Origin of the sequence: Actinocrispum sp. NPDC049592 (assembly GCF_040675465.1) — a bacterium.
Lineage (GTDB): Bacteria > Actinomycetota > Actinomycetes > Mycobacteriales > Pseudonocardiaceae > Kibdelosporangium.
The window spans coordinates 180,258-205,418 of sequence record NZ_JBFAPA010000016.1; the positions used below are offsets into that span (position 1 = coordinate 180,258).

General features: G+C 68.9%; 12 protein-coding genes. 3 read left to right on the top strand and 9 right to left on the bottom strand.

Annotation, left to right across the window (positions count from 1 at the left end):
• Window positions 1–120: 120 nt before the first annotated feature.
• Window positions 121–1,029 (bottom strand): PAC2 family protein, encoded by a 909-nt coding sequence (locus AB0J95_RS34355; protein ID WP_364767451.1) that lies wholly within the window; start codon window positions 1,027–1,029, stop codon window positions 121–123.
• Between the two features lie 92 nt (window positions 1,030–1,121).
• The gene (locus tag AB0J95_RS34360) at window positions 1,122–4,181 is read right to left on the bottom strand and encodes a family 78 glycoside hydrolase catalytic domain (protein ID WP_364767454.1); all 3,060 of its coding nucleotides are present in this window, start codon (window positions 4,179–4,181) and stop codon (window positions 1,122–1,124) included.
• 459 nt (window positions 4,182–4,640) lie between these two features.
• On the opposite strand from AB0J95_RS34360, the gene gltB reads away from it, so the two are divergent.
• Both gltB and AB0J95_RS34370 read left to right on the top strand, forming a co-directional pair.
• On the top strand, window positions 4,641–9,134 hold the full coding sequence (gene gltB, locus AB0J95_RS34365) for a glutamate synthase large subunit (RefSeq protein WP_364767457.1): 4,494 nt from the start codon (window positions 4,641–4,643) through the stop codon (window positions 9,132–9,134).
• A complete protein-coding gene (locus tag AB0J95_RS34370) occupies window positions 9,127–10,578 on the top strand; it encodes a glutamate synthase subunit beta (RefSeq protein ID WP_364767460.1) in 1,452 nt (483 codons plus the stop codon). Before gltB ends, AB0J95_RS34370 begins: the two co-directional genes overlap by 8 nt.
• Here AB0J95_RS34370 and AB0J95_RS34375 read toward each other — a convergent pair.
• Window positions 10,575–12,317 carry an Hsp70 family protein gene (locus tag AB0J95_RS34375; RefSeq protein ID WP_364767463.1) on the bottom strand — a complete coding sequence of 581 codons (1,743 nt, stop codon included), beginning with the start codon at window positions 12,315–12,317 and terminating at the stop codon, window positions 10,575–10,577. The two genes, AB0J95_RS34370 and AB0J95_RS34375, sit on opposite strands and share 4 nt — an antisense overlap.
• 28 nt (window positions 12,318–12,345) lie before the next feature.
• On the opposite strand from AB0J95_RS34375, the gene AB0J95_RS34380 reads away from it, so the two are divergent.
• Window positions 12,346–13,782 (top strand): phenylacetate--CoA ligase family protein, encoded by a 1,437-nt coding sequence (locus AB0J95_RS34380; RefSeq protein WP_364767466.1) that lies wholly within the window; start codon window positions 12,346–12,348, stop codon window positions 13,780–13,782.
• 3 nt (window positions 13,783–13,785) lie between these two features.
• Here AB0J95_RS34380 and AB0J95_RS34385 read toward each other — a convergent pair whose 3' ends face one another.
• From AB0J95_RS34385 to cobN, 6 genes are all read right to left on the bottom strand, one after another.
• Complete coding sequence (locus tag AB0J95_RS34385; RefSeq protein ID WP_364767469.1) at window positions 13,786–15,069, bottom strand: ABC transporter substrate-binding protein; 1,284 nt, start codon at window positions 15,067–15,069, stop codon at window positions 13,786–13,788.
• A complete protein-coding gene (locus AB0J95_RS34390; protein ID WP_364767472.1) occupies window positions 15,066–16,211 on the bottom strand; it encodes a hypothetical protein in 1,146 nt (381 codons plus the stop codon). The genes AB0J95_RS34385 and AB0J95_RS34390 overlap by 4 nt, the downstream gene beginning before the upstream one ends.
• A complete protein-coding gene (locus AB0J95_RS34395; RefSeq protein WP_364767475.1) occupies window positions 16,208–17,635 on the bottom strand; it encodes a VWA domain-containing protein in 1,428 nt (475 codons plus the stop codon). The genes AB0J95_RS34390 and AB0J95_RS34395 overlap by 4 nt, the downstream gene beginning before the upstream one ends.
• A complete protein-coding gene (locus AB0J95_RS34400; protein ID WP_364767478.1) occupies window positions 17,632–19,863 on the bottom strand; it encodes a tetratricopeptide repeat protein in 2,232 nt (743 codons plus the stop codon). The genes AB0J95_RS34395 and AB0J95_RS34400 overlap by 4 nt, the downstream gene beginning before the upstream one ends.
• Window positions 19,860–21,497, bottom strand: a complete 1,638-nt coding sequence (locus tag AB0J95_RS34405; RefSeq protein ID WP_364767481.1) for a serine protease — start codon at window positions 21,495–21,497, stop codon at window positions 19,860–19,862. Before AB0J95_RS34405 ends, AB0J95_RS34400 begins: the two co-directional genes overlap by 4 nt.
• 83 nt (window positions 21,498–21,580) lie before the next feature.
• Complete coding sequence (gene cobN, locus AB0J95_RS34410) at window positions 21,581–25,159, bottom strand: cobaltochelatase subunit CobN (RefSeq protein WP_364767484.1); 3,579 nt, start codon at window positions 25,157–25,159, stop codon at window positions 21,581–21,583.
• Between the last annotated feature and the right edge of the window lie 2 nt (window positions 25,160–25,161).

The following is a 25,161-nucleotide window of genomic DNA, read 5'->3' on the forward strand; positions in this document are numbered from 1 at the left end:
AGGAAGCACCTGGCATCCGCTGGTCGTCGTGTGACTGTTCGCCCTTCGTGGCATCGAACCCGCCAACAGCATCAGCTTAATGGCGTCGCCTACTGAGCCTCGCGCTTGTGTCTGGGTCGCTCAGTCTGACTTGTTCTGCTCTGCGAGGTAACGTTCCAGCTCCGCGCCCAGCTCGTCGGCGGAGGGGATGCTGTCGGGGTCCATGAGGAGGTTCTTTTCTTTGTCCTTGGCGTCTATGAAAGCGTCGTACTGGCGCTCGAGGGAGGCCACGATCTCGGCTACCTGGTCGGACTCGCTGACTTGGCGCTGGATTTCGGCGTCGGCGCGGCGCGAGGCTTCCGTGAGGGTGGTGGCGGGGAGGACCAGGTTTGTGGCTTTGGTGATCGCGTCGAGGAGGACCAGGGCGGCGGCTGGGTAGGTCGACTGCGTCAGGTAGTGGGGGACGTGGGCGGCGAAGCCCATGGCGTCGTGGCGGGCTTGGCCGAGGCGGTATTCGAGCAGTCCGGACACGTTGCCGGGGACTTGGACTCGGTTGAAGAAGGTTTCGTAGCCCGAGACGAGGTCTGTGCGGGTCGCGTGGGCCGTCACCCCGAGGGGGCGGGTGTGGGGGATGCCCATCGGGATGCCGTGGAAGCCCACCGTGAGGCGGACGCCCCAGCGGTCGATCAGCTGGCGCACCGCGTCGGTGAACGCCTCCCAGCGGAAGTCCGGTTCGGGGCCCGTGAGCAGGAGGAAGGGGGTGTCCGTCGCGTCGTGCATCAGGTGCACGGCCAGCTCGGGGGCCTGGTAGTCCTCCCAGTGGTCCGACGCGAAGGTCATCATCGGGCGCCGCGAGCGGTAGTCCAGGAGGGTGTCCAGGTCGAACCGCGCGACGACCCGGTGGGTGTGCGCGGACAGCAGCTCCCCGACCAGGGTCGCGCCCGCCGAACCCGCGTCCATGAAGCCGTCGAGGTGGTGCAGCAGGACGGCTCCCGTCAGGTCGGGCACATCCGAGTCGACCTCGTACAAGTTCTCCGGCTCCAGCACCACGGGCCTCCAAGCACGCCGCGTTCACTTCACGTCAACTATTACAACGCGCGGTTCACCCATATCCATTCCGGCTCGCGGGAAACAGGGGATCGCTAGGGGTGATCAATCTCACCGGTGAAACTCCAGCGCCCGGCGGGCGCCAGGTGGACCTGGAAACCGGGCTCGGCGCGCAGGAAACGCGTGCCACTTGGCGCGCTGGCCACGCCCGGCACGGAGACCTCCGCGGTCGAGCCGACGGGCACCTGCACGGTGAGGTGGAACGTGCGGCCGACGACGTTCCACGCCACGGACGCGTCCCCGCGCACGGTCCGGATCGACGCCTGCGCCCAGCTCACGCCCACCCGCGCGTCCGGCCGGACGGTGAACCGCTGGTACCCGGCGTCCCCCGGGCGCAGTCCAGCAACGTTCTCGTACAGCCATTGCACGACCGTTCCCTGGAAGTAATGGTCCCGTGAACGCGAGGTCGCCGGCCACATCTCCCACATGGTGTCGGCGCCCTGGTCGAACCAGTACCCCCAGCTGGGGTAGGTCCGCTGGGTCGCGATGGCGTAGGCGACATCCGCGTGGCCGTGGGCGGCGAGCACCGGCAGCAGGACGCTCGTGCCCAGCGCGCCGGTGTTCAGGTGGTTGCCGCGCGCCCGGATGTCCCCCACCAGGTGCGTCACCACGGAATCCACCGAACCCGGTGGGACAAGGCCGAACATCAACGGGATCGCGTTGGAGGTCTGCCGGTAGTCCGGGTCCTTCGCGGTCCGATAGCGGCCATCCTGCAGAAAAGTCGCGTTCAACGCGTCCTTGCAGGCTTGGGCGACTCCGCGATACCGGGTGGCGACATCGTTGTGCCCCAGCATCTCCCCCAGCTCGGCGGTACTGATCAAGGACCGGTGCAGGTAAGCCGTCGCAGTCAGACGCGTGTCCTCGGGCGGGTTTCCGCCGTAGCCGGGCGGCAGGTAATCGCCCAAAGCCGTGATCGCCAGGTTGTTCTGCAGACGCGCGATCTCCCAGTCGAGATACCTGGTCAGTGGGCCCCAATGCTCGGCGACCACGGCGGCGTCACCGTAGATCCGGTACATCTGCCTGAGCAGGAACGGATACACCGTCGTCCACTCTGGCGACGGCCCCAGATCACCATATCCCCAGCCACCGCTCGGCACGATCACCGGCAGCTGCCCGGCGTCGGTCTGGCTGTCCTTCAAGTCCCGCAACCACTTGGTCAGGAACCGTGGCACACCATAGGCGAACATCATCGTCGGCGCACCAAGTTGCGCGTCGCCGGTCCAGCCGTTCTTCTCGTACATCGGGGTATCGGTGGGAATGCCGTGCATGTTGTTCTGCAGGGTCCGGCGCATCGCCCGGTCGAGTTGTTCGAAGAACGGCTCGGAACACCGGAAAGTCCCGGTCTCCGGCACTTTCGTGTGCACAACGCGGCCTTCGACGAGACCCGGCTTGGCCCCGGTGATCTGGACATACCGGAAACCCTTGTAGGAGAACCGCGGCTCCCAAGTTTCCGAACCCGTCCCCGCGCAGATGTATTCGTCGGTCTGGTGCCGCCCGGGCACGAGGTTGTTCTCCCACACGACCGTTCCGTCGGCGTTCAGCTTCTCCCCGTGCTGCAGGCGGACAACGGTTCCCGAGGGCGCGGTCACCGTGAGCCGGGTCCAGCCTGCCATCGTGCGACCCATGTCCGCGATCCACAGGCCCGGCTTGAGCTCCGTGACCGTTGCCGTGACCGTTTCAACAACCTCGATCGGCTCGTGCTGCTGCGCCACGAGCGTCCCCTGTGGACTGTCGACGATCTGGACGGGCCGCCACGCGAGAGTCTTTCGAGCGTCGTAGGTTTCTCCCGCGTACTGGGAGTTGGTAATGGTGCGGCTGTCGGCGATCTGCCAGTCCGAGCCGGTGGCGATGGTCGCGTGCGTGCCGTCGGTGTAGTCGATCTCCAGTTGTGCCAGCAGTTTCGGCTCACCGCGCCAGCTCGGCCGGTGCCAGTTCCAGACGTTGGGCGTGGTCATCGCGTAGAACCCACGGCCCAGTGTCACTTCGATGGCGTTCCCGCCGGACGTCAAAAGCGTTGTAACGTCGTGGGTCGCGTAAAGAACGGTCTTGTTGTAGTTGGTGTAGCCAGGGTCAAGGACCTGGGCGCCCACGCGCTTTCCGTTGATGACGGCCTCGTAGTAGGCCAAGCCGCTGATGTACAACCGAGCGGACGAAACCGTCTTGCCCACAGCGAACTCCTTGCGCAACACCGGAGCCGGAGCCTCCGGTGCGCGCACGGACACGTTCGCGCCCCACAATCCTTGGCCGTAAGGCGCGAGCACGGCGACCGGAGACCAGGCGCTGTCGTCGAACCCCGGCTGCTGCCACCCGCTTTGCTCGGTGTCCGTGACCTTCCAGCGAGCGTCGGTCACGAGCACGTTCTGCCCGTTGACAATCACCCGCACCAACAGCCCGGCCGGGTTGCCGGACCCGCTCGACCCGCGGTTGGTGGCGACGGCCGCGAGCACGATCCGGCCCTGCACCGGGACTTCCGCCAGCAACCCGGTGCGCCAGCTATCGGTGGCCTCCGGCGCGTTCAGGACCTGTTGCCCATCAACGTAAAGCGTGAAGTCGTCGTCCGCGGTGGCGACGATCGTGGCCGTGCCGGCCGGAACGTCGCCGGCGGCACGGAACCAGCGCGGACCGATGGGCGCGGTCGACGTCGTGGCGCCCGGCGACCAGATCCAGGAGGCGCCGTCCAACCCGGGCGGGGCCGCCGGTGCGGCGGAACCGATCCAGCACGCCTGCCACGGCGTGCCCAGGAACCCGGTCTCCCACCAGCTCAGCGAGCTCCAGTCCGACGCCCGGTCGCGCGGATCCCACACCCGCACCTGCCACGAGTACCGGGTGTGCGGCCGCAACGGCGGTCCGGCATAAGGGACATTGACCGACTGGTCGCAGCAAACCTTGCCAGAGTCCCAGACCCCGTTCACCCGAACCTGATAGGCCGTCTGCCGCAGGCCGTTCGCCTCCGCACCGAGCACCCACGACAACCGGGGCACCGCAACATCGGTCCCCAGCAACGTATCCGCGTACTCGACGGCCACCCGGTCAACGGACAACGCCCCCACGACCCGGTCCATGCTGCGCCCGAATGCCAGCCCACCAGTCGACACTGCAGCCCCCCGCAGGAAAACGCGCCTGTTCACACCCTCGCCCATCGTTCCACTCCTCACTGAAAAGTCGACTCAGAGTTGAAACGTTTCAATAGCGCCGGGTCCATCGTACGGTCGAACCACTGAACGGCACAAGAAACGGGCGGGCCGCAGTGAGACAGGGTTTTGTCAATGGTGCCAACGCGATCCAATGAAAGGCGCCGGGCCGGTAGTCCACATCGTGGAACGACGTGCTGCGATGCGACACCCTGGAAAGCCAGGTGTCAACAGATGCGTGGGATTTCCCACGTGACATCAGGTATAACCGTGTGTTCACATTACTGTCATGAGAACGCCGGGATGACCTCCCGGCCTTCCCTGCGCTGACTGGCGTCCCGTCATCCGGGATACAGCACCACCACCATCTCGCACAACGACGTGCGGCACCAGCCCCATTCATATTCTGGGAGGGCCGCTGCTGTGACCCGTTCCAAGACCGAGGGCCTGTACGACGAGCAGTACGGGCACGACGCCTGCGGGGTGTCGTTCGTCGCCGATCTCGCCGGCCGCAGAAGTCACGACATCGTCGCGAAAGCGCTCACCGCGCTGCGGAATCTCGAGCACCGGGGCGCCAGGGGCGCGGAACCCGACACCGGCGACGGCGCCGGGCTGCTGATCCAGGTGCCGCACGAGTTCTTCGCCGGAGTCGTGGACTTCCCGCTCCCCCAGGCGGGTGAGTACATCGTCGGGATCGCTTTCCTGCCGGTGGACGCCGAAGCCCGCGCCGAGGCGGTCGCCAGAGCCGAGGCCATCGCGGCCGAGGAGGGCGCCCGGGTCCTGGGCTGGCGTGATCTCCCGGTGGACGCCCAGCACGTCGGTCCCACCGCGGCGACCGCGATGCCGGTCTTCCAGCAGCTGTTCCTCACCGCCGACAACGGGCTCACCGGGCTTGCGTTGGAGCGCTTGGCGTTCTGCGTCCGCAAGCGGGTCGAGCACGCAACGGACATCTACTTCCCCAGCCTGTCCTCGCGAACGATCGTTTACAAGGGCATGCTGACCGAGACCCAGGTCGACCGGTTCTTCCCCGACCTCACCGACGAGCGGGTGGCCTCCGCGATCGGCCTGGTGCACTCCCGGTTCTCCACCAACACCTTCCCCTCCTGGCCGCTGGCGCACCCGTACCGGTACGTCGCCCACAACGGCGAGATCAACACGTTGCGTGGCAACCGCAACTGGATGGACGCACGCGAGTCGATGCTCGTAAGTGACGTCATTCCTGGGGATCTGCAGCGGATCCTGCCGGTGATCACCCGTGGTGCCAGTGACTCCGCGTCGTTCGACGAGGTGCTCGAGCTGCTCCACCTGGGCGGCCGCAGCCTGCCGCACGCGGTGCTGATGATGATCCCGGAGGCATGGGAGAACCACGAGGAGATGGACCCGGCCCGCCGGGCCTTCTACGAGTACCACTCCACCCTGATGGAGCCGTGGGACGGGCCCGCGCTGGTCGCGTTCACCGACGGCTCGCTGATCGGTGCCGTGCTGGACCGCAACGGCCTGCGCCCGGCCCGCTACTGGGTCACCGAGGACGGTCTGGTCGTGCTGGGCAGCGAGGCCGGCCTGCTCGAGCTGGAGCCCTCCTCGGTGGTCCGCAAGGGCCGCCTGGAGCCCGGCCGGATGTTCCTTGTGGACACCGTGTCGCACCGGATCATCGACGACGACGAGATCAAGAACGAGCTCGCCGCCGAGCACCCGTACGACGAATGGCTGCACGCCGGCATCATCCGGCTCGACGAGCTGCCGCCGCGCGAGCGTGAGGTACCGACGCACGCCTCGCTGGTCCGCCGCCAGCAGGCGTTCGGGTACACCGAGGAGGAGCTGAACGTCCTCCTGCGCCCGATGGCGGCCACCGGCGGCGAACCGATCGGCTCGATGGGCAACGACTCGCCGCTGGCGCCGTTGTCCGAGCGGCCACGGCAGCTGTTCGACTACTTCACCCAGCTGTTCGCTCAGGTGACCAACCCGCCGCTGGACTCCATCCGCGAGGAACTGATCACCTCGCTGCACACGTCCGTCGGCTCGGAACCCAACCTGCTGTCCACGATCCCGGGCGCCTGCCGGCGGATCACGTTGTCGTTCCCGGTGTTGGACAACGACGACCTCGCCAAGATCGTGCACATCAACGACGACGGCGACATGCCCGGCTTCCGGACGTTCACGGCACGCGGAACGTACGAGGTGAACGGTGGCGGGGCGGCGTTGCGGCGCAGGCTGGACGAGATCCGTGCCGAGGTGTCCGACGCCATCGAGCAGGGCGCGCGGCTGATCGTGCTGTCCGACCGAGGTGTGGACGACGGCCACGCGCCGATCCCGTCGCTGTTGCTGACCGGAGCGGTGCACCACCACCTGATCCGCGAGAAGACCCGTACCCGGGTCGGGTTGCTCGTGGAGGCCGGGGATGCCCGCGAGGTGCACCACATCGCGCTGCTGATCGGGTACGGCGCCGCCGCGGTGAACCCGTACCTGGCCATGGCGAGCGTCGAGGAGATGGTGCTGCCGGAGCTGTCCGGCACGGCCACCCGCAACCTGATCAAGGCGCTGGGCAAGGGTGTCCGCAAGACCATGTCCAAGATGGGCGTGTCCACAGTGGCCTCCTACACCGGCGCGCAGATCTTCGAAGCGATCGGCCTGGGCGACGAGGTCATCGACAGCTGTTTCACCGGAACCACCTCCCGCCTCGGCGGGGTCGGGTTCGACGTGCTGGCCGAGGAAGTGGCCCAGCGGCACCGCAAGGCCTTCCCGCCGGACGGGGTCCGCGCCAGCCATCGCGAGCTGGACACCGGCGGCGACTACCAGTGGCGCCGCGAGGGCGAGGCGCACCTGTTCAACCCGCAGACGGTGTTCAAGCTCCAGCACTCCACCCGCTCTGGGCGCTACGAGATCTTCAAGGAGTACACCAAGGCGGTCGACGACCAGTCCAAGCGGCTGATGACGCTGCGCGGCCTGTTCGACTTCAAGGAGCGCACCCCCGTTCCCATCGAGGAGGTCGAGCCGGTCAGCGACATCGTCAAGCGGTTCGCCACCGGTGCCATCTCCTACGGCTCGATCTCCAAGGAGATGCACGAGGTCCTGGCGATCGCGATGAACCGGCTCGGCGGCAAGTCGAACACCGGCGAGGGCGGCGAGGACCCGGACCGTTACACCCAGGACGCCAACGGCGACCTGCGCCGCTCGGCGATCAAGCAGGTCGCGAGTGGACGGTTCGGCGTGACCAGCGAGTACCTGGTGAACGCGGACGACCTGCAGATCAAGATGGCCCAGGGCGCCAAGCCCGGCGAGGGCGGCCAGCTGCCCGGCGCCAAGGTGTACCCGTGGATCGCCCGCACGCGGCACTCCACGCCCGGGGTGGGGCTCATTTCTCCGCCGCCGCACCACGACATCTACTCCATCGAGGACCTCGCCCAGCTGATCCACGACCTGAAGAACGCCAACCCCAAGGCGCGGATCCACGTCAAGCTGGTGTCCGAAGTGGGCGTTGGCACGGTCGCGGCCGGTGTGTCCAAAGCCCATGCCGACGTCGTGCTGATCTCCGGGCATGACGGCGGAACCGGCGCCTCTCCCCTGTCGTCCATCAAGCACGCCGGTGGACCGTGGGAGCTTGGTCTCGCCGAGACGCAGCAGACGTTGCTGGCCAACAGGTTGCGTGACCGGATCGTGGTCCAGACCGACGGGCAGCTCAAGACCGGCCGGGACGTGATCATCGCCGCGCTGCTGGGCGCGGAGGAGTTCGGCTTCGCCACCGCACCGCTGGTGGTGTCCGGCTGCATCATGATGCGGGTCTGCCACCTGGACACCTGCCCAGTGGGCGTGGCCACGCAGAACCCGGTGCTGCGCGAGAAGTTCACCGGCAAGGCCGAGTACGTGGTGAACTTCATGGAGTTCGTCGCCCAGGAGGTCCGGGAGTACCTGGCACAGCTGGGTTTCCGGTCGCTGGCCGAGGCCATCGGACACGCCGAGCTGCTGGACACCCGCAAGGCCGTGGACCACTGGAAGGCGGCCGGGCTGGACCTCTCGCCGATCTTCCACGTCCCCGAGCTGCCGCCGCGCGCGTCCCGCCACCAGACCACCTCGCAGGACCACGGTCTGCACAAGGCGTTGGACAACACGCTGATCCAGCTCGCCGAGGGCGCACTGTCCTCAGGGGACCGAGTGCGGCTGGAACTGCCGGTGCGCAACGTGAACCGGACGGTCGGCACCATGCTCGGCTCCGAGGTCACCCGGCTGTGGGGCGGCGCGGGCCTGCCGGACGACACGATCGACATCACGTTCACCGGCAGCGCCGGGCAGTCGTTCGGCGCGTTCATCCCGTCGGGCGTGACCTTGCGGCTGATCGGCGACGCGAACGACTATGTCGCGAAAGGACTGTCCGGCGGCCGGATCACCGTGCGGCCCGACCCGTCGGCGCCGTTCGCGGCCGAGGAGAACATCATCGCCGGCAACGTGATCTGCTACGGCGCCACCTCGGGCGAGATCTTCATCCGGGGCAAGGTCGGCGAGCGGTTCTGCGTCCGCAACTCCGGCGCGCTGGCGGTCGTCGAGGGCGTGGGCGACCACGGCTGCGAGTACATGACCGGCGGCCGGGTCGTGGTGCTGGGCAAGACCGGCCGCAACTTCGCGGCCGGGATGTCCGGTGGCGCGGCGTATGTGCTGGACCTCGCCGAGCTGCGGGTGAACCGGGAGATGGTCGACCTCGACCCGCTGGACGAGTCCGACCGGGTGTTCCTGCGTGAGGTCGTGGAACGCCACCTGGCCGAGACGGACTCCGCGGTGGCGCGAGATCTGTTGCTGGACTGGGATCCGGCACGGTTCACGAAGGTGATGCCGAAGGACTACAAGCGGGTGCTGGCCGCGCGGGCCAGCGCCGAGCGGGACGGGCGGGACGTGAACGAGGCGATCATGGAGGCGGCACATGGCTGACCCCAAGGGTTTTCTCACCACGCCACGCGAGAACGCGAGCACCCGGCCGGTGTTCCTGCGGCTGCAGGACTGGCGTGAGGTCTACGAGGACTTCGCGACCGAACGCACCCAGCGGCAGGCCGGCCGGTGCATGGACTGCGGCATCCCGTTCTGCCACCAGGGCTGTCCCTTGGGGAACCTGATCCCCGAGTGGAACAACCTGGTCTGGCGCAAGGACTGGCAGCAGGCGGCCGAACGGCTGCACGCCACCAACAACTTCCCCGAGTTCACCGGGACCCTGTGCCCGGCGCCGTGCGAGACCGCTTGCGTGGTGGGGATCAACGGCGATCCCGTCACGATCAAGCGGGTCGAGATCTCGATCATCGACCGTGCCTGGGACGAGGGCTGGGTCACCGCCCAGCCGCCCGTCGCCAAGTCGGGCAAGTCGGTGGCCGTGGTCGGGTCGGGCCCGGCCGGGTTGGCCGCAGCGCAGCAGCTGACCCGCGCCGGGCACGATGTCACGGTGTTCGAGCGGGCCGACGCGATCGGCGGCCTGCTGCGGTACGGGATTCCCGAGTTCAAGATGGAGAAGTGGCGCCTGGACCGGCGGCTGGACCAGATGCGCGCCGAGGGGACACAGTTCCGCACGAGCGTGAACGTCGGCGTGGACATCACGGTCGAGGAGCTCAAGTCCACTTTCGACGCCGTGGTGCTGGCCGGCGGCGCGACGGCGGCGCGTGACCTCCCGATCCCCGGGCGCTCGCTCAAAGGCGTCTACCAGGCCATGGAGTACCTGCCGCCGGCCAACCGGGTCGCGCGCGGGGACCTGCGGACCTCGCCGATCAGCGCCGAGGGCAAGCACGTCGTGGTGATCGGCGGCGGTGACACCGGGGCGGACTGCGTCGGCACCGCACACCGCCAGGGCGCGGCTTCGGTGACACAGCTGGAGATCATGCCGCGGCCGCCGGAGATCCGGTCACCGCACCACCCGTGGCCGACCTACCCGATGATCTACCGGGTGTCCTCGGCGCACGAGGAGGGCGGCGAGCGGATCTACTCGGTGTCCACCGTGGAGTTCATCGGCGACGACGACGGCAACCTGCGAGCGTTGCAGCTGGTCGACGTCAAGATGGAAGACGGGCGGTTCACGCCGGTGGACGGCACCGAACGGGAGATCCCGGCGCAGCTGGTCACCCTCGCGATGGGCTTCCTCGGCCCGCAGCACGAGGGCCTGCTCGATGATCTTGGGGTCGGCTATGACCCCAGAGGCAATGTCGCCCGCGACGAATCCTTCGCCACCAACGTCGATGGCGTGTTCGTCGCGGGCGACATGGGCCGCGGCCAGTCGCTGATCGTGTGGGCCATCGCGGAGGGCCGCAGCGCCGCGGCCGGCGTCGATGCCTACCTGTCCGGCCGCACCGTGCTGCCCGCTCCCATCGCCCCCACGGACCGCCCCATCGCCTAGTGGGGCTGGGCTGACTTCGCCCAGAACTCGTGGAGGCCGGCGCCGGTCACCGATGTCGCCTCCGCTGATGGGTTGAGGACCGCGCAGGCCGTGCCCGCGTCTGTCTCGTAGTAGACGCCGGGCACGGTCTGTCCGGGAAGGTCGACCGGGGTGAAGGTGATGTCCTTCCAGCGCCCGGAACGGCCGTTCCCGGTCCAGGTACCGGACTTCTGGCTCTTGAAGTCGATGTCCTCGACTGCCTTGTTACACGACGTCCTGCTGTCACCGGACATGAACTCGATGATGAGTTCCTTGTTGCCGTTGACCATCGTGCACTGGACCTGGGTGCGGGAGCTGTACTTGTCGGTGAGCGAGCCCTTCGCGTTCACGCATCGGTCCGCGTTGTCGATCGCGGGCACAGCAAGCCGCAGCAGTTCCTCGTCCGCCCCGAAAAGCTTGCGGCGGTCGGCGGCCGCGCTGTCCGGCGCGGCGGGAACCGCCGTCGTCGAACCGTTGCCGGTCGGCGTTTCCCCACCGGACTGCGCTGTCAGGACAACGACCAACGTTGCCACGGCCACGACCACCAGGCCGATGACCGCGACGGGCAGCCAGTTCTTCTTCGGTGCGACTGGTGGTACTGGCGGTGGGGGCGGCGGCTGGATGGGTTGCGGCGGTGTCCACGGCCTGCGCTGGACGACCGTGGTCTCTTGGGACGGCGGCGGCTGGCGGGCCTCGGCCAGCGCTCCCAAAGCGACAGTGCACTCTGGCGACTCGAGCACGATCGGTTGCAGGCCAGTCCGTTCGGTGACGAGTGAGGCCAGCAACGGGACCCGGGTGCAGCCACCGACCAGGAACACGCCCGCGAGCGGACCCGGCCGGGCGCGGCCAAGGACCTCGCTCAGCACGTCCACGACCTTGGTGAGCAAGGGACGCACCAAGGTCTCGAACTCACCGCGGGTCAAATGCGCGTCCGGCAAGGGCGGGGGCATCGGGATGTCGGTATGCGCGTACCGGGACAACGCTTCCTTCGCCGCGCGGACGTCCTCGGCGAGGGTACGCGCGACCCGGCGGGCGGCCGGTGTGGCCGGACGCTCCAGCTCGGTCCACAGTGGATCGCCGGTGCGCAGGTGCCGGAGCAGCTCGAAGTCCAGGTCGCGGCCGCCGATGTCGGTCCCGCCGTCGGCCAGCACCTCCCACCCGCCCGGGCCCTGTTTCACCACGGCGACATCGGTCGTGCCGCCGCCGACGTCCAGCACTGCCAACGCCTGCCCGGGCTGCAGCCGCACATCCGGCAGCGTGACAAACCTTCCCGCGGCGGCCACCGGCTCAGGCATCAGACGAACCGGACATCGCACTCCCGCCAGCCGCGTGGCCTCCATCAGCACATCGCGGCGGCTCTTGCCCCAGGCCGCGGGATGGGTGAGCACGAACTGATCCGGTTCACCACCTTCCCGGCGCGCCTCGGCCAGAACCTGACCGAGCAACGCCGCCAACAGGTTGACGACTGGCACGGCCTGGTTGCCCAGCAGCACCTGGCCTTCGCCGACGCGCAGCTTGGGCGTCGGCTCGAAGCGGGCGGCATCCAGCCTGGCCTGGCGTTCGGCGTCCCGGCCGACGACGAGCTGGCCGTTGCGGTCCAGCCACACCGCCGAGGACAACGTCTGTTCGCCCGACAACCGCAGCAACCGCGGTTCGCTCGAGCCGATCCGTAACGCTGCCACGGTATTCGAGGTGCCGAGGTCTACAGCCAGGGTCCGCACCGCGGCAGCCTAACCGAGCCTCCACCGGATGGAGGACAATCGGGGGATGGACGCGACCCGGCCCGCCCAGGTGATCAGCGCTTACGAGGACTTCTTCGCGGATCTGCGGCCCGCGCTGGACCCGGTTGGCCTGTTCCGGACAGTCGCATCGACCGTTCCCGCCTACCAGCGGTTCCTGGCCGATCACGCGATCGACCCCGCCGATGTGCGGACACAGGCCGATTTCGAGCGCCTGCCACTCACCACAAAGGACAACTACCAGCGGAAATACCCGCTGGCGCAGATGTGCCGGGATGGGCGGCTGGATGGTTGCGACATGATCGCGGTGTCGTCCGGGTCGTCCGGGACGCCGACCATCTGGCCGCGGTTCGTCACCGACGAGCTGCACATCGCTGCCCGGTTCGAGCAGGTGTTCCGGGACGGGTTCCAGTCGCAGGAGGTCAGCACGCTGGCCGTGGTCTGCTTCCCGCTCGGGACCTGGGTGGGCGGCCTGTTCACGATGGCGTGTGTCCGCCACCTCGCCACCAAGGGCTACCGGATCACGGTTGTGGCGCCCGGCAACAACAAGGCCGAGATCCTGCGCGTCCTGCCCGAGCTGGCCCCGCATTTCGACCAGGTCGTGCTGCTGGGCTACCCGCCGTTCCTCAAGGACGTGGTGGACTCGGGCATCGGGTCATACCCGGTCAAGATGGTCTTCGCGGGCGAGGTGTTCAGCGAGGAGTGGCGCACCCTCGTGGCCTCGCGTGCGGGGGTCGCGGATCCGGTGCGGGACATGGCATCGCTCTACGGCACGGCCGACGCGGGCGTGCTGGGCAACGAAACGCCGATGTCGGTGTCGATCCGGCGGTTCCTGGCCACCCGGCCCGAGCTGGCGCGGGAGCTGTTCGGTGACTCGCGGTTGCCGACGCTGGTCCAGTACGACCCGGCGAGCCGGTTCTTCGAGGCCAAGGACGGGACGCTGTTGTTCTCCGGGGACAACGGTGTTCCGCTGGTCCGCTACCACATCGCCGACGAGGGCGGCCTGATCCCGCACCAGGACATGCTGGAGTTCTGCGAGCGCAACGGGTTCACGCCGCTGGACGGGCCGCGGCTGCCGTTCGTGTTCGTGTTCGGGCGGTCGCTGTTCACCGTGTCGTTCTTCGGCGCGAACATCTACCCGGAGAACGTCACGGTCGGCCTGGAACAACCGGAGATCAGCGGCTGGGTCACCGGCAAGTTCGTGCTGGAGACCTATGAGGACAGTGACCGCGACCGGCGCCTGCGGGTCACCGTCGAGCAGGCCGCCGAGGATGCGGACGCCGCCACCATCGCCGAGTCGATCCGCGCCCAGCTGCTCCGGCTCAACAGCGAGTTCGCGCACTACGTCCCCGCGGAACGCCAGCTCCCCGAAGTCGTGCTCCGCCCGGCAGGCGACCCGGAGTACTTCCCGGTGGGCGTCAAACACCGTTACACCAGGCCATCCTGACGATCATCCGGTGCCGCAGCGGACTTCGAGCCATTCGTCACTGAGGCTGGCGCTGACCTGGTCGAGTTCGGCGAGCAACCCGGGCAGCCGTTGCTCGCGGTCGGGTGCGTTCACGTATTCCAGCACGGCGCGGTAGAAGGCGGTCCGGACGGTCGCGGGCATCAAGTCGGACGCGTCGAAGCACAACGTGTCCGACGCCGTGAGCGTGCCCGCGATCCGCTTGCTCACGTCGTTCGGGTAGACCGCCGGCTCGACCTTGCGGTTCACCGAGAACGCACCGCCGCGGCCGGGCCAGATGCGTTGCGCCTCCGGGCCGGCCAGGAAGCTGATCAGCTTGCGGGCCGGCTCGGTGTCGTTGAACATCGCCGCCATGTCCGCCGACACCTCCCAGGACTTGGTCGTTGAGCCCAACCCCGGGAACGCGGTGAAGTCAAAGTCTTTGCCAGGCAACGGTTTCTCGTCATACCCCTGGTACACACCGGCGATGAACGACGGCTGGTGGTCGAGCCCGCACCCCGGGGTGCCCGCGAACAGCGGCCGCCCGGCGTCCCCGAAATCGGTCAGCAGCACCGATCGCGGGTTCGACTTGGCCAGCACCTCGCCCCACGTCGACCAAGCGCGACGGACGATGTCGTTGTTCCACACCGGCGGCACGGCGAGGGTCGACGGCGCCTGCGGCTGACCGGACGCCCATTTCCGGTACGCTTCCGGGCCGGCCTGGTGCAGCAGGATGTCCTCGATCCAGTCGGTGCCCGGCCAGCCGGAGTCTGGGGTGCCGCCGAGGCCGCCGCACCACGTGTACCCGGTGAGGCCGAAACCGTCCGGCGGTCTGGGCGTGCGGCTCGGGTTGAACCAGACCAGGCTCTTCAGGTCGGCCTTGATCGCGACGCCGTACCGCTTGTCCCGCCCCACTTTCTCCAGTTCCTGCCACTGCTTGCTGTACTGGTCCTCGGGTTGCGCCACGATGGTGTCGAGCGGTTTGACGTACTGCTGACGTGCCAACGAGGCCAGCTCGCCCGGGCTGGACAGCACCGCGATGTCCGGCGGCGTGCCCTTCAGCACCTCCGACTGCAGCACCTGGGTCAGCGCGCGCGTGCCGACATAGTTGACCTTGATGTTCTCCTTGCTCTCGAACGCGTCCAGCACCTCACGGAACCGGTCGCCCTCGCCGGTCCCGTCCTTGTTCTGCAGCCAGGACGCGAGAACGGTGACCGTGCCGGACGACCCGGTGGCCGAACAGGCCGGGACCACCAGCACAACGGCGAGCAGCAAGGGCAGGAATCTCATCGTGCCTCAAACCTGTATTCCAGGATCCGCCGCCAGAACCCGGCCACCACCAGCGCGATCAGCGCCAGCCCGGCGAGCACGAGCACCAGGTCGAGACCGGCCACCCCGGCGTCGGCGATCCTTTGGTTGGCTTGCTTGGTCTTGGTCCCGATGTCGGGATCGTTCAACGCCGGCTGCCGCCCCGACCAGGGTGGCGCAGCGGTCCCGCCGAACCGCGCGACCGTCTCACCGCAACCGTCGCGGCAGACCGGGACCATGATCGAGTTCAGCTGCTGCTGACCGGCGCCGACCGTGTCGGCGGTTCGCGACTGCCATACGTCGACGACGTCACGTAGTTCGCCGGTGGCCGAGCTCAGCTGTCCTTGCGCCACAACGGTGACCACCGGGAACACGGCGAACCCCACCAGCAGGACCGTTGCCGCGCCGAGGTAGATGTTCACCGAGCGACGGAACCGCCACCGCAGGAACACCTGCACCAGCACGAGCATCGCGGCGAGCGCCAGGAAGGACAGCCCCAGCAGGACAGTCCGCACGATCCCGGTGAACCCGCTGGGCAGCTGGTCGTCCATGGCCTCCTGCTGGGTCTTCAGCAGGAGGTCCATCTGGGCGAGGACCCCGGTGTCCGTTGTGTTCAACAAACGGGACGCGTACCAGATGTCCACTGTGGCCAGTACGTCGGAACCCTCGCGGCGATGCATGTCGGCCTGTTCGATCCACCCGGTGTAGGCCACCAGCAGGCCTTCGACGAGCTGGATCTGCTGGCTGCCCGCGTCACCGGCCAGGTTGTCCTCGGCCACCTGGGCGAGGCTCTGGCTGACCACCGCGATCTGGTTCTGGTACTGGTCACCCGGCCACCCGGACAGCTCCTGCGCCGGGGTACCGGTCTGGTCCCGCACCGGGAAACTGTGCAGCGCCAGGTAGTCGGCCTTGGCCAGGGCCGATTTCGCCGCGGCCGCGGCGAGTTGGGCCGGTGCGGCCTTGGTGCGGACCGTGTCGATGGTCCGGTGCACATCCTCGTAGAACCACCAGGACAGCCCGACGAGCACCACCGAGACCGCCAGCAGGCCCACGACCCACCGCTGCAGCCGCCGCTTGGTCGTGCTCCGGGGCGTGACCTTGACCCGCTCGGCCGTGACCGTCATTCGTCGTCCTCGAACGAGGTTCCGCAGCCTTGGCAGAAGTTGTCCGTGGCGGGCGAGATCCGGTCACAGTTGGGGCACTTGCGGTCCGGCCCGGATGGCGCATCCGGTGCCGCGGCGCCGTCCTCGTCCTCCGGGCCGAGGGTGGAGAACACCGAGCTCATCGCGGCCCGCATCAGGTCCTCCGGCCGCAGGTCCGGCTTGACATGCGCGGTGCCGTCCGGGTCCTCGTCGATCAGCCTGCGCATGCGTTCGGCGATCTTGTCGTTGTGCAGGTCCAGAGCGAGCTTGAGGGCCTGGCCCCAGCGCTGGGCCGCCAGGTCCAGGTTCCCGGCGTCGTACGCCTCGCACCCGGCCATCACGGTCTCGCCCAGCTCGGTCTGCCCCAGCGCCCGCGCGACCGCGCTGTTGATCACGCTGGACTTGGTCAGGTCGCCGGTCCAGTGCACCCGGATCGCCACCGGTGGGGCGTCCGCGCCGATGTCCTCGCCGTCCCGGACCGCGGCCAGCGAGACCCGGGCGGCCAGGATGTCCTCGTCCGCCGGCATGTCCCCGCGCGCCACCTGCAGGCAGATGTGGAACTCGCGGCGCTCATCGCCCCAGGACCCGGTGGAGTACACGGTTGTGGCGTTGTCCATGGGGGTGCCGAACTCGGTCAGGTCGGCCTCCACCGGGAAGGTCTGCTTGACGAACCGGACCCGCGCGTACGGCGGGGTCATGATCTGCAGCCGCAGGTCCGGCACGACCTTGCTCATCGCCGAGTGCATCATCTCGGCGAAGTCGGCAACCAGGTCGCCGTGCTCACGGATGCCGTCCGCCGAGCCGTGCAGCACGGACACGATCCGCAGCAGCTCCTCCGGCGACCAGTTGTCGCCGATTCCCCTCGCGTCGCAGACGAACTCGCCCTCGCACCTGGCGAGCACCCGCTCCAGCTCGGCCCGGGTCTCGGTCTCGTTGCGGCCGTCGCTGAGCAGCATCACGTGCCGCACCGCGGCCGGGTGGGCGGCCAGCAAGGACCGGGCCAGCCACAGCCAGCTGCCCATCGCGGTGCCACCGTTGGGCTGCAAGCGTTTCACCGCCGCCTTGGCCGCCTCGCGGGTCTCCCTGGACGCGGGCACCAGGCGTTGTTGGCGCGGGTAGGCCACGGTCGCGATGTCGGTGCCCTCGATCACCGCGAAGTGGACGCCGTCGCGCAGGGCGTCGATGGCGGCGGCGGTCGCGTGCCGGGCCGCGCTGATCTTGGTCGGCGGGTAGCCCATCGACCCGGAGCAGTCGATCGCGATGACCTCGGCTGCCTCGGTCGCGCCGCCGTCGGCCGCCGCGTCCAGACCCTGTGCGGTGACCCGCAGCACGGCGTGCATCTCATCGTCCACTGTGGCCAGATACTTGTTCTGGCCGACGGTCATGCCGAACACCGGGCCGGTCATCGCAAGCTCCACGGCCGGATCTCGTTCTTGAGGTCGATCAGCACGTTGTGGTCCTCGGCGGTGCGCGCCTGCCCGGCCATCGCCCGGTACGACCTCGCCAGGTGTCTTCTCAGCTCCTGTTCCTCCCCCAGTGACGTCGGCTGTTCCTGCTGAGCCAGCACGAACGCCGCCTCGTAGATGATCGCGGTCAGCCGGACCCGGGCCTCGTCGTCGACGTACAACGTGGGCAGCCGCGCGGCCGCCGCGGTCAACGAACCCGGTGAGGGCGGCTCGGTCCCGCCGCCGGGCCGGCTCAACTGTCCGGAAAGGACGATCACCGCGGCGGCCGCCGCGGCGTCGTAGTGCCGGGACACCTTGGGCACCTCGTCCAGGATGTCCACCGCGCCCTTGCGGTTCAGCCGGGCCAGGTTGATCCGGGCCAGGCCGAACGCGGCGCTGCCCTGCGAGTGGTCCCGCCGCCACACCGCGGTGTACAGGCGTTCCGCGGTCTCGTGGTCCTCCAGGTACTCGGCGCAGTAGCCGAGGGCCAGTTTGGGCGCGGACTCACCGGGCACGAGGTCGTAGACGGTCTCGAAGTACGCCTGCGCCGCTTCGGTTTTGCCGGTGGCCAGCTTCAGCAACGCCTGGTGCCAGGCAATCCGCCAGTCCCTGACCGACTTCGGCACCTGGGCTAGGCTTTTCTCGGCCCCCGCCAGGTCGCCCAGCTCGATCTGCGCACGGCAGCGGACGAAACACAGTTCCGGCGTGCCCGGCTTGGCGGCCGCCAGCTTGTCCAGCAACCGGCGCGCCTCCGGTTCGCCCGCGGTCGCCGCGAGGACCTCACCGGCGGCGCTGTCGGCCGGATCCACGTGCGGTGTCGGCAGTCCACTTGCGACCATCACCGGCTCGGGCAGCCCGTGGACCAGCGGCGCGCCGGTCCCGGTGGTGCTGTCGCCGTGCGTCCAGCGTTCCAGTGAGGGAACGACTCCCAGCCCGGCGTCCAGCAGCACCGCGGTCGGTGCGAACAGAGTGGACGGTGTCGGACGTTCGCGCTGCTCGCGCAGGGCGGAGATCTCCCGGTGCACACCGCGCAGCTGCTCGGCCATCTCGGCCGCGCTGCCGAACCGCCGCTGCGGATCCTCGTGCTGGGCCCGTTTGCGCAACCGGTCGAAGGACGCGAGCCCCACCGCGATCGGGCTCTTCGCCGACCCCAGGTCGACCCAGTCGCGGGTGGCGTGGAAAAGGCGCTCCAGCGTCACCGCGAGGGTGTGGATGTCCGACTGCTCGGACAGTTTGGTGATCTCCCCCTCGGGCAGGAAACCGTGCGTGTGGATGATCTTCCCGGTCTTCTGGCCGGTGCGGCGGACAGCCCCCATGTCGATCAGCTTGATCCGGCTGTCGCTGGTCTCCCCCCGGGTGCCCGGCCGCAGGATCACGTTGTCCGGCTTCATGTCGCAGTACAGCAACCCGCGGCCGTGCAGGTACTCGAACGCGGACAGCACCTGCAGGCCGCAGGCGATGATGTGCTCGATCCGCAACGGTTCGCCCAGCGGCGTACGGCCGTCGTGCGCCGCCTTCTGGATCTCGCTCAGCACCAGGCCGTCGACGTACTCCATCACGATGTACTCGCGCGTCTCGCCGGTGCGCTTGTCCTCGTGCTCGACGAAGTTGAAGATCCGCACGATGTTCTGGTGGTCCATCCGGATCAGCGCGTCCCGCTCGGCCCTGGCGATGTCGCTGTCGGCGGCGTCGATCAGTCCTTTGAGGACGACCAGGTTGCCGCCGAGCCGTTTGTCCCTGGCCAGGTAGACCCAGCCGAAGCCGCCGCGGGCGAAGCACCCCAGGATCTCGTACTGCCGGTGCACCAGATCGCCCGTGTGCAGGCTGGGCAGGAAGGAGAACGGGTGACGGCAGTGCGGGCAGAAGCCTTCGCTGAGCGGCGGCTGGCCGCCGTAACCGTGGTTGATCTGCTTGCCGCAGTTGCTGCACTTGTGACCGCGGTCGGGCGCGTCCGGGTTCTGGATGATCCGGCTGGACGGGTCGGGGAAGGAGAAGATCGGCAGTGACAGGGTGTCGTCGCCGCCCGCGTTCACCACGACCGTACGGGAGGACGGCGGGTCCGGCGGCTTCTGTTGTGGTTCCGGCTGTTTCGGCGGCGGCGCTGTCTTCGCCGGTTGCCGGAAGCAGACCGTGCAGAACCCGGTCGCGTCGATCGTTCCCTCGCAGGATGGCCGGTTGCACGGCCTCATGACTTGTCCTCCAACGCACGCCGGACGGCGTCCCCATAGGCCCGCACGGCGGCGCGGGCGGCCGGTAAGTTCAGTGGTGGCAGGTGAAGCAGGTCATAGGCGTCCTGGTAGAGCCGCACCAGAGCCGGTTGCTCGACGACGCCGCCCTGGACCGCCTCGGTCCGGTAGACGTCCAGCAGCCCGCGTTGCTCGTCGCGGGCGGCGAGGTTCGCGTCCGGCCGTGCCCTCGCGTCCGCGATCCGGCGCTCGGCCCGGGTCACCGAACGTTCCAGCGAGTCGAGCGCTTCCGTCCACTGTGGACCACTACCGGCCTGGCGGATCGCGCTCAGCCGCAGCCGCAGTTTCGGGGCGTGCACCAGACCGGAGCCCGTCTCGCCCAGCCGTGCCCGGCGGGCGGCCAGGTCCTGCTCGGCCTGGCCGAGATCCGCGATCCGGTCGGCCAGCCGGTCGAGCCGGTAGGGCACGGTGCCCACCTCCCACGACCTTGCCAGCGCGAGACTTCGCGAGGACGCGCGATGGAAACCCAGCACCAGCCGGGTGCCGCGCTCGGCCAGCGGCCGGAGCACCTCCTCCACCAGGACTTCCGGCTGCCGGGCCTCGTCGACGCCGAACACCACCACGGTCATCGGCGGCAGCCCGGCGCGGACCTGGTCGCTCGGCGTGCTGGACTCGTCCAGCGCGATGCCGGTCCGGCCGACGATCCGCCGGGAGATCTCGTCCAGGCTCTTGCCGGTCGCGTCCAGCGCCAGGTCGATGCTGCCGACCGCGGGCGCCGGGCCGTCCACCGAGGCGGGCCGGTGCTCCCGGCTGGTCATCGGCACGATTCGTTGCAGCGCGGCCAGTTCCGGGCCGACCACGATCCGCACCACGTCACCGGTGCCACGGCTGCCGAGCCACTCGATCAGGTCCTTGGTGATCCCGGCCTGGTCGGCGGCCGGTCCGACCGGGCGGCTGAACACCGGGTCGGCCGGGCCCTCCCCGGACACCCACTCGGCGACCTGGGGCAGGTAGTAGAGAATCGTCTCGACCGGGATCATCCACGAGAGGCTCGCGCTCTGTTCGTTGTACTCACCGACGACGATGCCCAGCACGGCACCGGTCTGCTCGTCGGCCACCCCGGCGCCGCTGAACCCGCCGCGGACCCGCTGCTCGGTCATCGAGCGGGCGTTCATCTGCAGCCATTCCATGCCCGGCCCGGCCTCACCGGCCAGCGTCGCGCGCGCCCAGACCCCATGCCACACATCACGCAGCCGCACGTCCAGCGGAAACCCGAACGTGCGCACGGCGCGATCCCAGCTGAGCGCGGTCCGGCGCAGCTGCGTCCCGATGCCATCGGCCGGCGGCCGGTCCAGCCGCAGCAGGGCCACATCGCCTCGCTGGTCGTCCATCGGCGGGACGAAACAGCCGGGGACCACCCGCGCGATGCCGGTGCCGCCGTTTCGCACACCGACGAAGTCGACGAGGACCTCGTCGTCCTCACCGTCGAGCACATGCGCGCAGGTCAGCACATTCCGGTTGCCGAGCAGCACTCCGGCACCGGCCGGTACCTTCTGCCCCTCCCCGAGGCGGATGCGCACCCGCCACGGATCGATGAACCGCGCGGGCCCTGGCGAACTCCCATAGTCAGCCAGCACGGCCGACACCTTACGGGTTCACCAGCAGCGATGTGGCCGGTTCGCCGACTCGTCCCTCAAATGGCCCAATATTTCCCTGCTGCTCAGCGACCTTCGAGATCACCTTCGGTGGCCAGGTAGACCGCGCGCAACGCGTCGAGCGTCGACTGCTCGGGGTGCTGCCACATTCCGCGGTCGGCCGCTTCGAGCAACCGCTCGGAGATCCCGTGCAGCGCCCAGGGGTTGGCCTCGGACAGGAACTTCTTGTTCTCCTCATCGAGGACATAGCTGGCGGCGAGCTGTTCGTACATCCAGTCGGCGACGACACCGGTGGTGGCGTCGTAGCCGAACAGGTAGTCCACAGTGGCCTGTAGTTCGAACGCGCCCTTGTAACCGTGCTTGCGCATGGCCGTCAGCCAGCGGGGGTTGACCACGCGCGCACGGAAGATCCTTGTTGTCTCCTCGTTCAACGTGCGGGTCCGCACCGCGTCCGGCCGGGTGCTGTCACCCACATAGGCGGCCGGCGCCTTGCCGGTCAGGGCACGCACAGTCGCGATCATCCCGCCGTGGTACTGGAAGTAGTCGTCGGAGTCGGCGATGTCGTGCTCGCGGGTGTCGATGTTCTTGGCCGCCACCGCGATCCGCTTGTACGCGGTCTCCATGTCCGGCCGCGCCTGGACTCCGTCGAGGTCACGGCCGTAGGCGTAGCCGCCCCAGACCGCGTAGACCTCGGCCAGGTCGGCGTCGTCGCGCCAGTTGCGGGAGTCGATCAACGGCAGCAGCCCGGCGCCGTACGCGCCCGGCTTGGAGCCGAAGATCCGCATTGTCGCGCGCCGGGAATCGCCGTGCTCGGCCTGGGACGCCTTGGTGTGCGCGCGAACGAAGTTCTGTCCGTCCGGTTCGTCCAGCGTGGCAACGAGTTGGACGGCGTCGTCGAGCAACGCCACCACGTGCGGGAAGGCGTCGCGGAAGAACCCGGAGATCCGGACGGTGACGTCGATCCTCGGCCGGCCGAGTTCCTCCGGCGAGATCACCTCGAGCCCGGTGACCCGGCGGCTTTGGTCGTCCCAGAGCGGGCGGACACCCAGCAGCGCAAGCACTTCGGCGATGTCGTCGCCCGCGGTGCGCATCGCGCTGGTGCCCCACACGGAAAGCCCGACCGATGGCGGCCATTCGCCGGTGTCCTTGCGGTACCGGGCCAGCAGCGAGTCGGCCATCGCCTGACCGGTCTCCCAGGCCAGCCGGGACGGCACGGCCTTGGGGTCGACCGAATAGAAGTTGCGCCCGGTCGGCAGCACGTTGATCAGGCCACGCAACGGTGAACCGGACGGACCGGCCGGGATGTACCCGCCGTCCAACGCGTGCAGCACGTGGTCCAGCTCGTCGGTGGTCTTCGCCAGGCGAGGTACGACTTCGGTCGCGGCGAACACCAGGATCCCGCCCACCACCTCGTCTTCCCGGCCGAGAACGTCCTGCACGATGGCCGAAACCGCGTCCGTGGACCACCCGGCGGCCTCCATGCCCTCGACCAGAGCCCGGGCCTGGGCCTCGATCGCGTCGGTGGCCTCGCGGTTGTTGTCCATTTCGGACAGACCCAGCGCCTCGCGCAGACCGGGCAGCGCGGCGGCCTGGCCGCCCCACATCTGCCGTGCCTGCAACATGGCCAGCACCAGGTTGACCCGCGCCTCACCCTCCGGCGCCACACCGAGGATGTGCAGGCCGTCGCGGATCTGCACGTCCTTGATCTCACACAGCCAGCCGTCGACGTGCAGGATGAACTCGTCGAACTCGGCGTCGTGGGGGCGGTCCTCGAAACCCAGGTCGTGGTCCAGCTTGGCGGCCTGGATCAGCGTCCAGATCTGCGCGCGGACCGCGGGCAGCTTGGCCGGGTCCATCGCGGCGATGTTCGCGTGCTCGTCGAGCAACTGCTCCAGCCGCGCGATATCGCCGTAGCTGTCGGCGCGGGACATCGGCGGCACAAGGTGATCGACCAGCGTCGCGTGCGCACGGCGTTTGGCCTGCGTGCCCTCGCCCGGGTCGTTGACCAGGAACGGGTAGATCAACGGCATGTCGCCGAGTGCGGCGTCCGGCCCGCAGCCCGCGGACATGCCGACTGTCTTGCCGGGCAACCACTCCAGGTTCCCGTGCTTGCCGACGTGGACCATCGCGTGCGCGCCGAACTCGTCCTGCAGCCAGCGGTACGCGGCCAGGTAGTGGTGGCTCGGCGGCAGGTCGGGATCGTGGTAGATGGCGATCGGGTTCTCGCCGAACCCGCGCGGCGGCTGCACCATCACGACGATGTTGTTGGCCCGCAAGGCGGCCAGCACGATCTCGCCGTCGGAGTCCCGCGACCGGTCGACGAACAGGTCGCCGGGCGGGGCGCCCCAGTGCCGCTCGATCTCGGCGCGCGTGTCGTCCGGCAGGGTCGCGAACCACGCTCGGTATTTCGCCGCGGCGATGCGCACCGGGTTGGTGGTGAGCTGGTCCTCGGTCAGCCAGTCGGCGTCCTGGCCACCGGCCGCGATCAGGGCGTGGATCAGCGCGTCGCCGTCCTGCGCCTCGACGCCAGGCAGTTCGCCCACGTCGTAGCCGCGTTCGCGCATCGCCTTGAGCAGCCGCACCACGCTCGCCGGGGTGTCCAGGCCGACCGCGTTGCCGATCCGCGAGTGCTTGGTCGGGTAGGCCGACAGCATCAGGACGATCTTGCGCTCGGCCGTCGGGATGTGCCGCAGAGAGGCATGCCGGACGGCGATTCCGGCCACGCGCGCGGCTCGTTCCTCGTCGGCGACGTACACCGTGAGGCCGTCCGGGTCGATCTCCTTGAACGAGAACGGGACCGTGATGATCCGGCCGTCGAACTCGGGGATCGCCACCTGGGTCGCGGTGTCCAGCGGGGACAGCCCGTCGTCGTTCTCGTCCCAACTCGCGCGGCTCGTGGTCAGGCAGAGGCCTTGCAGGATGGGCACGTCCAACGCGGCCAGCGCACCAACATCCCAGGCTTCCTCGTCCCCACCGGCCGAGGCCGCGGCCGGTTTGGTTCCCCCGGCGGCCAGCACGGTGACCACGAGCGCGTCCGCTTTGCCCAGGATGGCAAGGAGTTCCGGTTCCGCTGTGCGCAACGACGAGCAGTAGACCGGCAACGCCTGGCCGCCGGCGGCCTCGATCGCGTCGCTCAAGGTGTGCACGAAGGCCGTGTTCCCGGCCATGTGGTGAGCGCGGTAGTACAGCACAGCGACCGTCGGACCAGTGCCTTTGGCCGCACGCTCGAGCAGGCCCCAGGTCGGGGTGGCAGCAGGTGGATTGAAGCCGATACCGGTCAGCAGCACGGTGTCGGACAGGAAGTTGAACAGCTCAGTCAGGTTCGCCGGGCCGCCGTGCGCGAGGTACGCGTGCGCCTCCGCGCACACACCCGCCGGAACGGTCGACAGCTCCATCAGCTCCGCGTCCGGCGCCTGCTCACCGCCGAGAACGACCACCGGGCGGGGCCCCGCGAGCAGCGCGTCCAGGCCCTCCTCCCAGGCCCGCCGGCCGCCGAGAATGCGCACGACCACCAGGTCAGCGCCGTCGACGAGGTCAGGCAGGTCGGCCACTTCCAGCCGGGCCGGGTTGCCGAGCCGGAAGCCGGCGCCACTGGCCCGCGCGGACAGAAGGTCGGTGTCGGACGTCGACAGCAGCACGATCACGC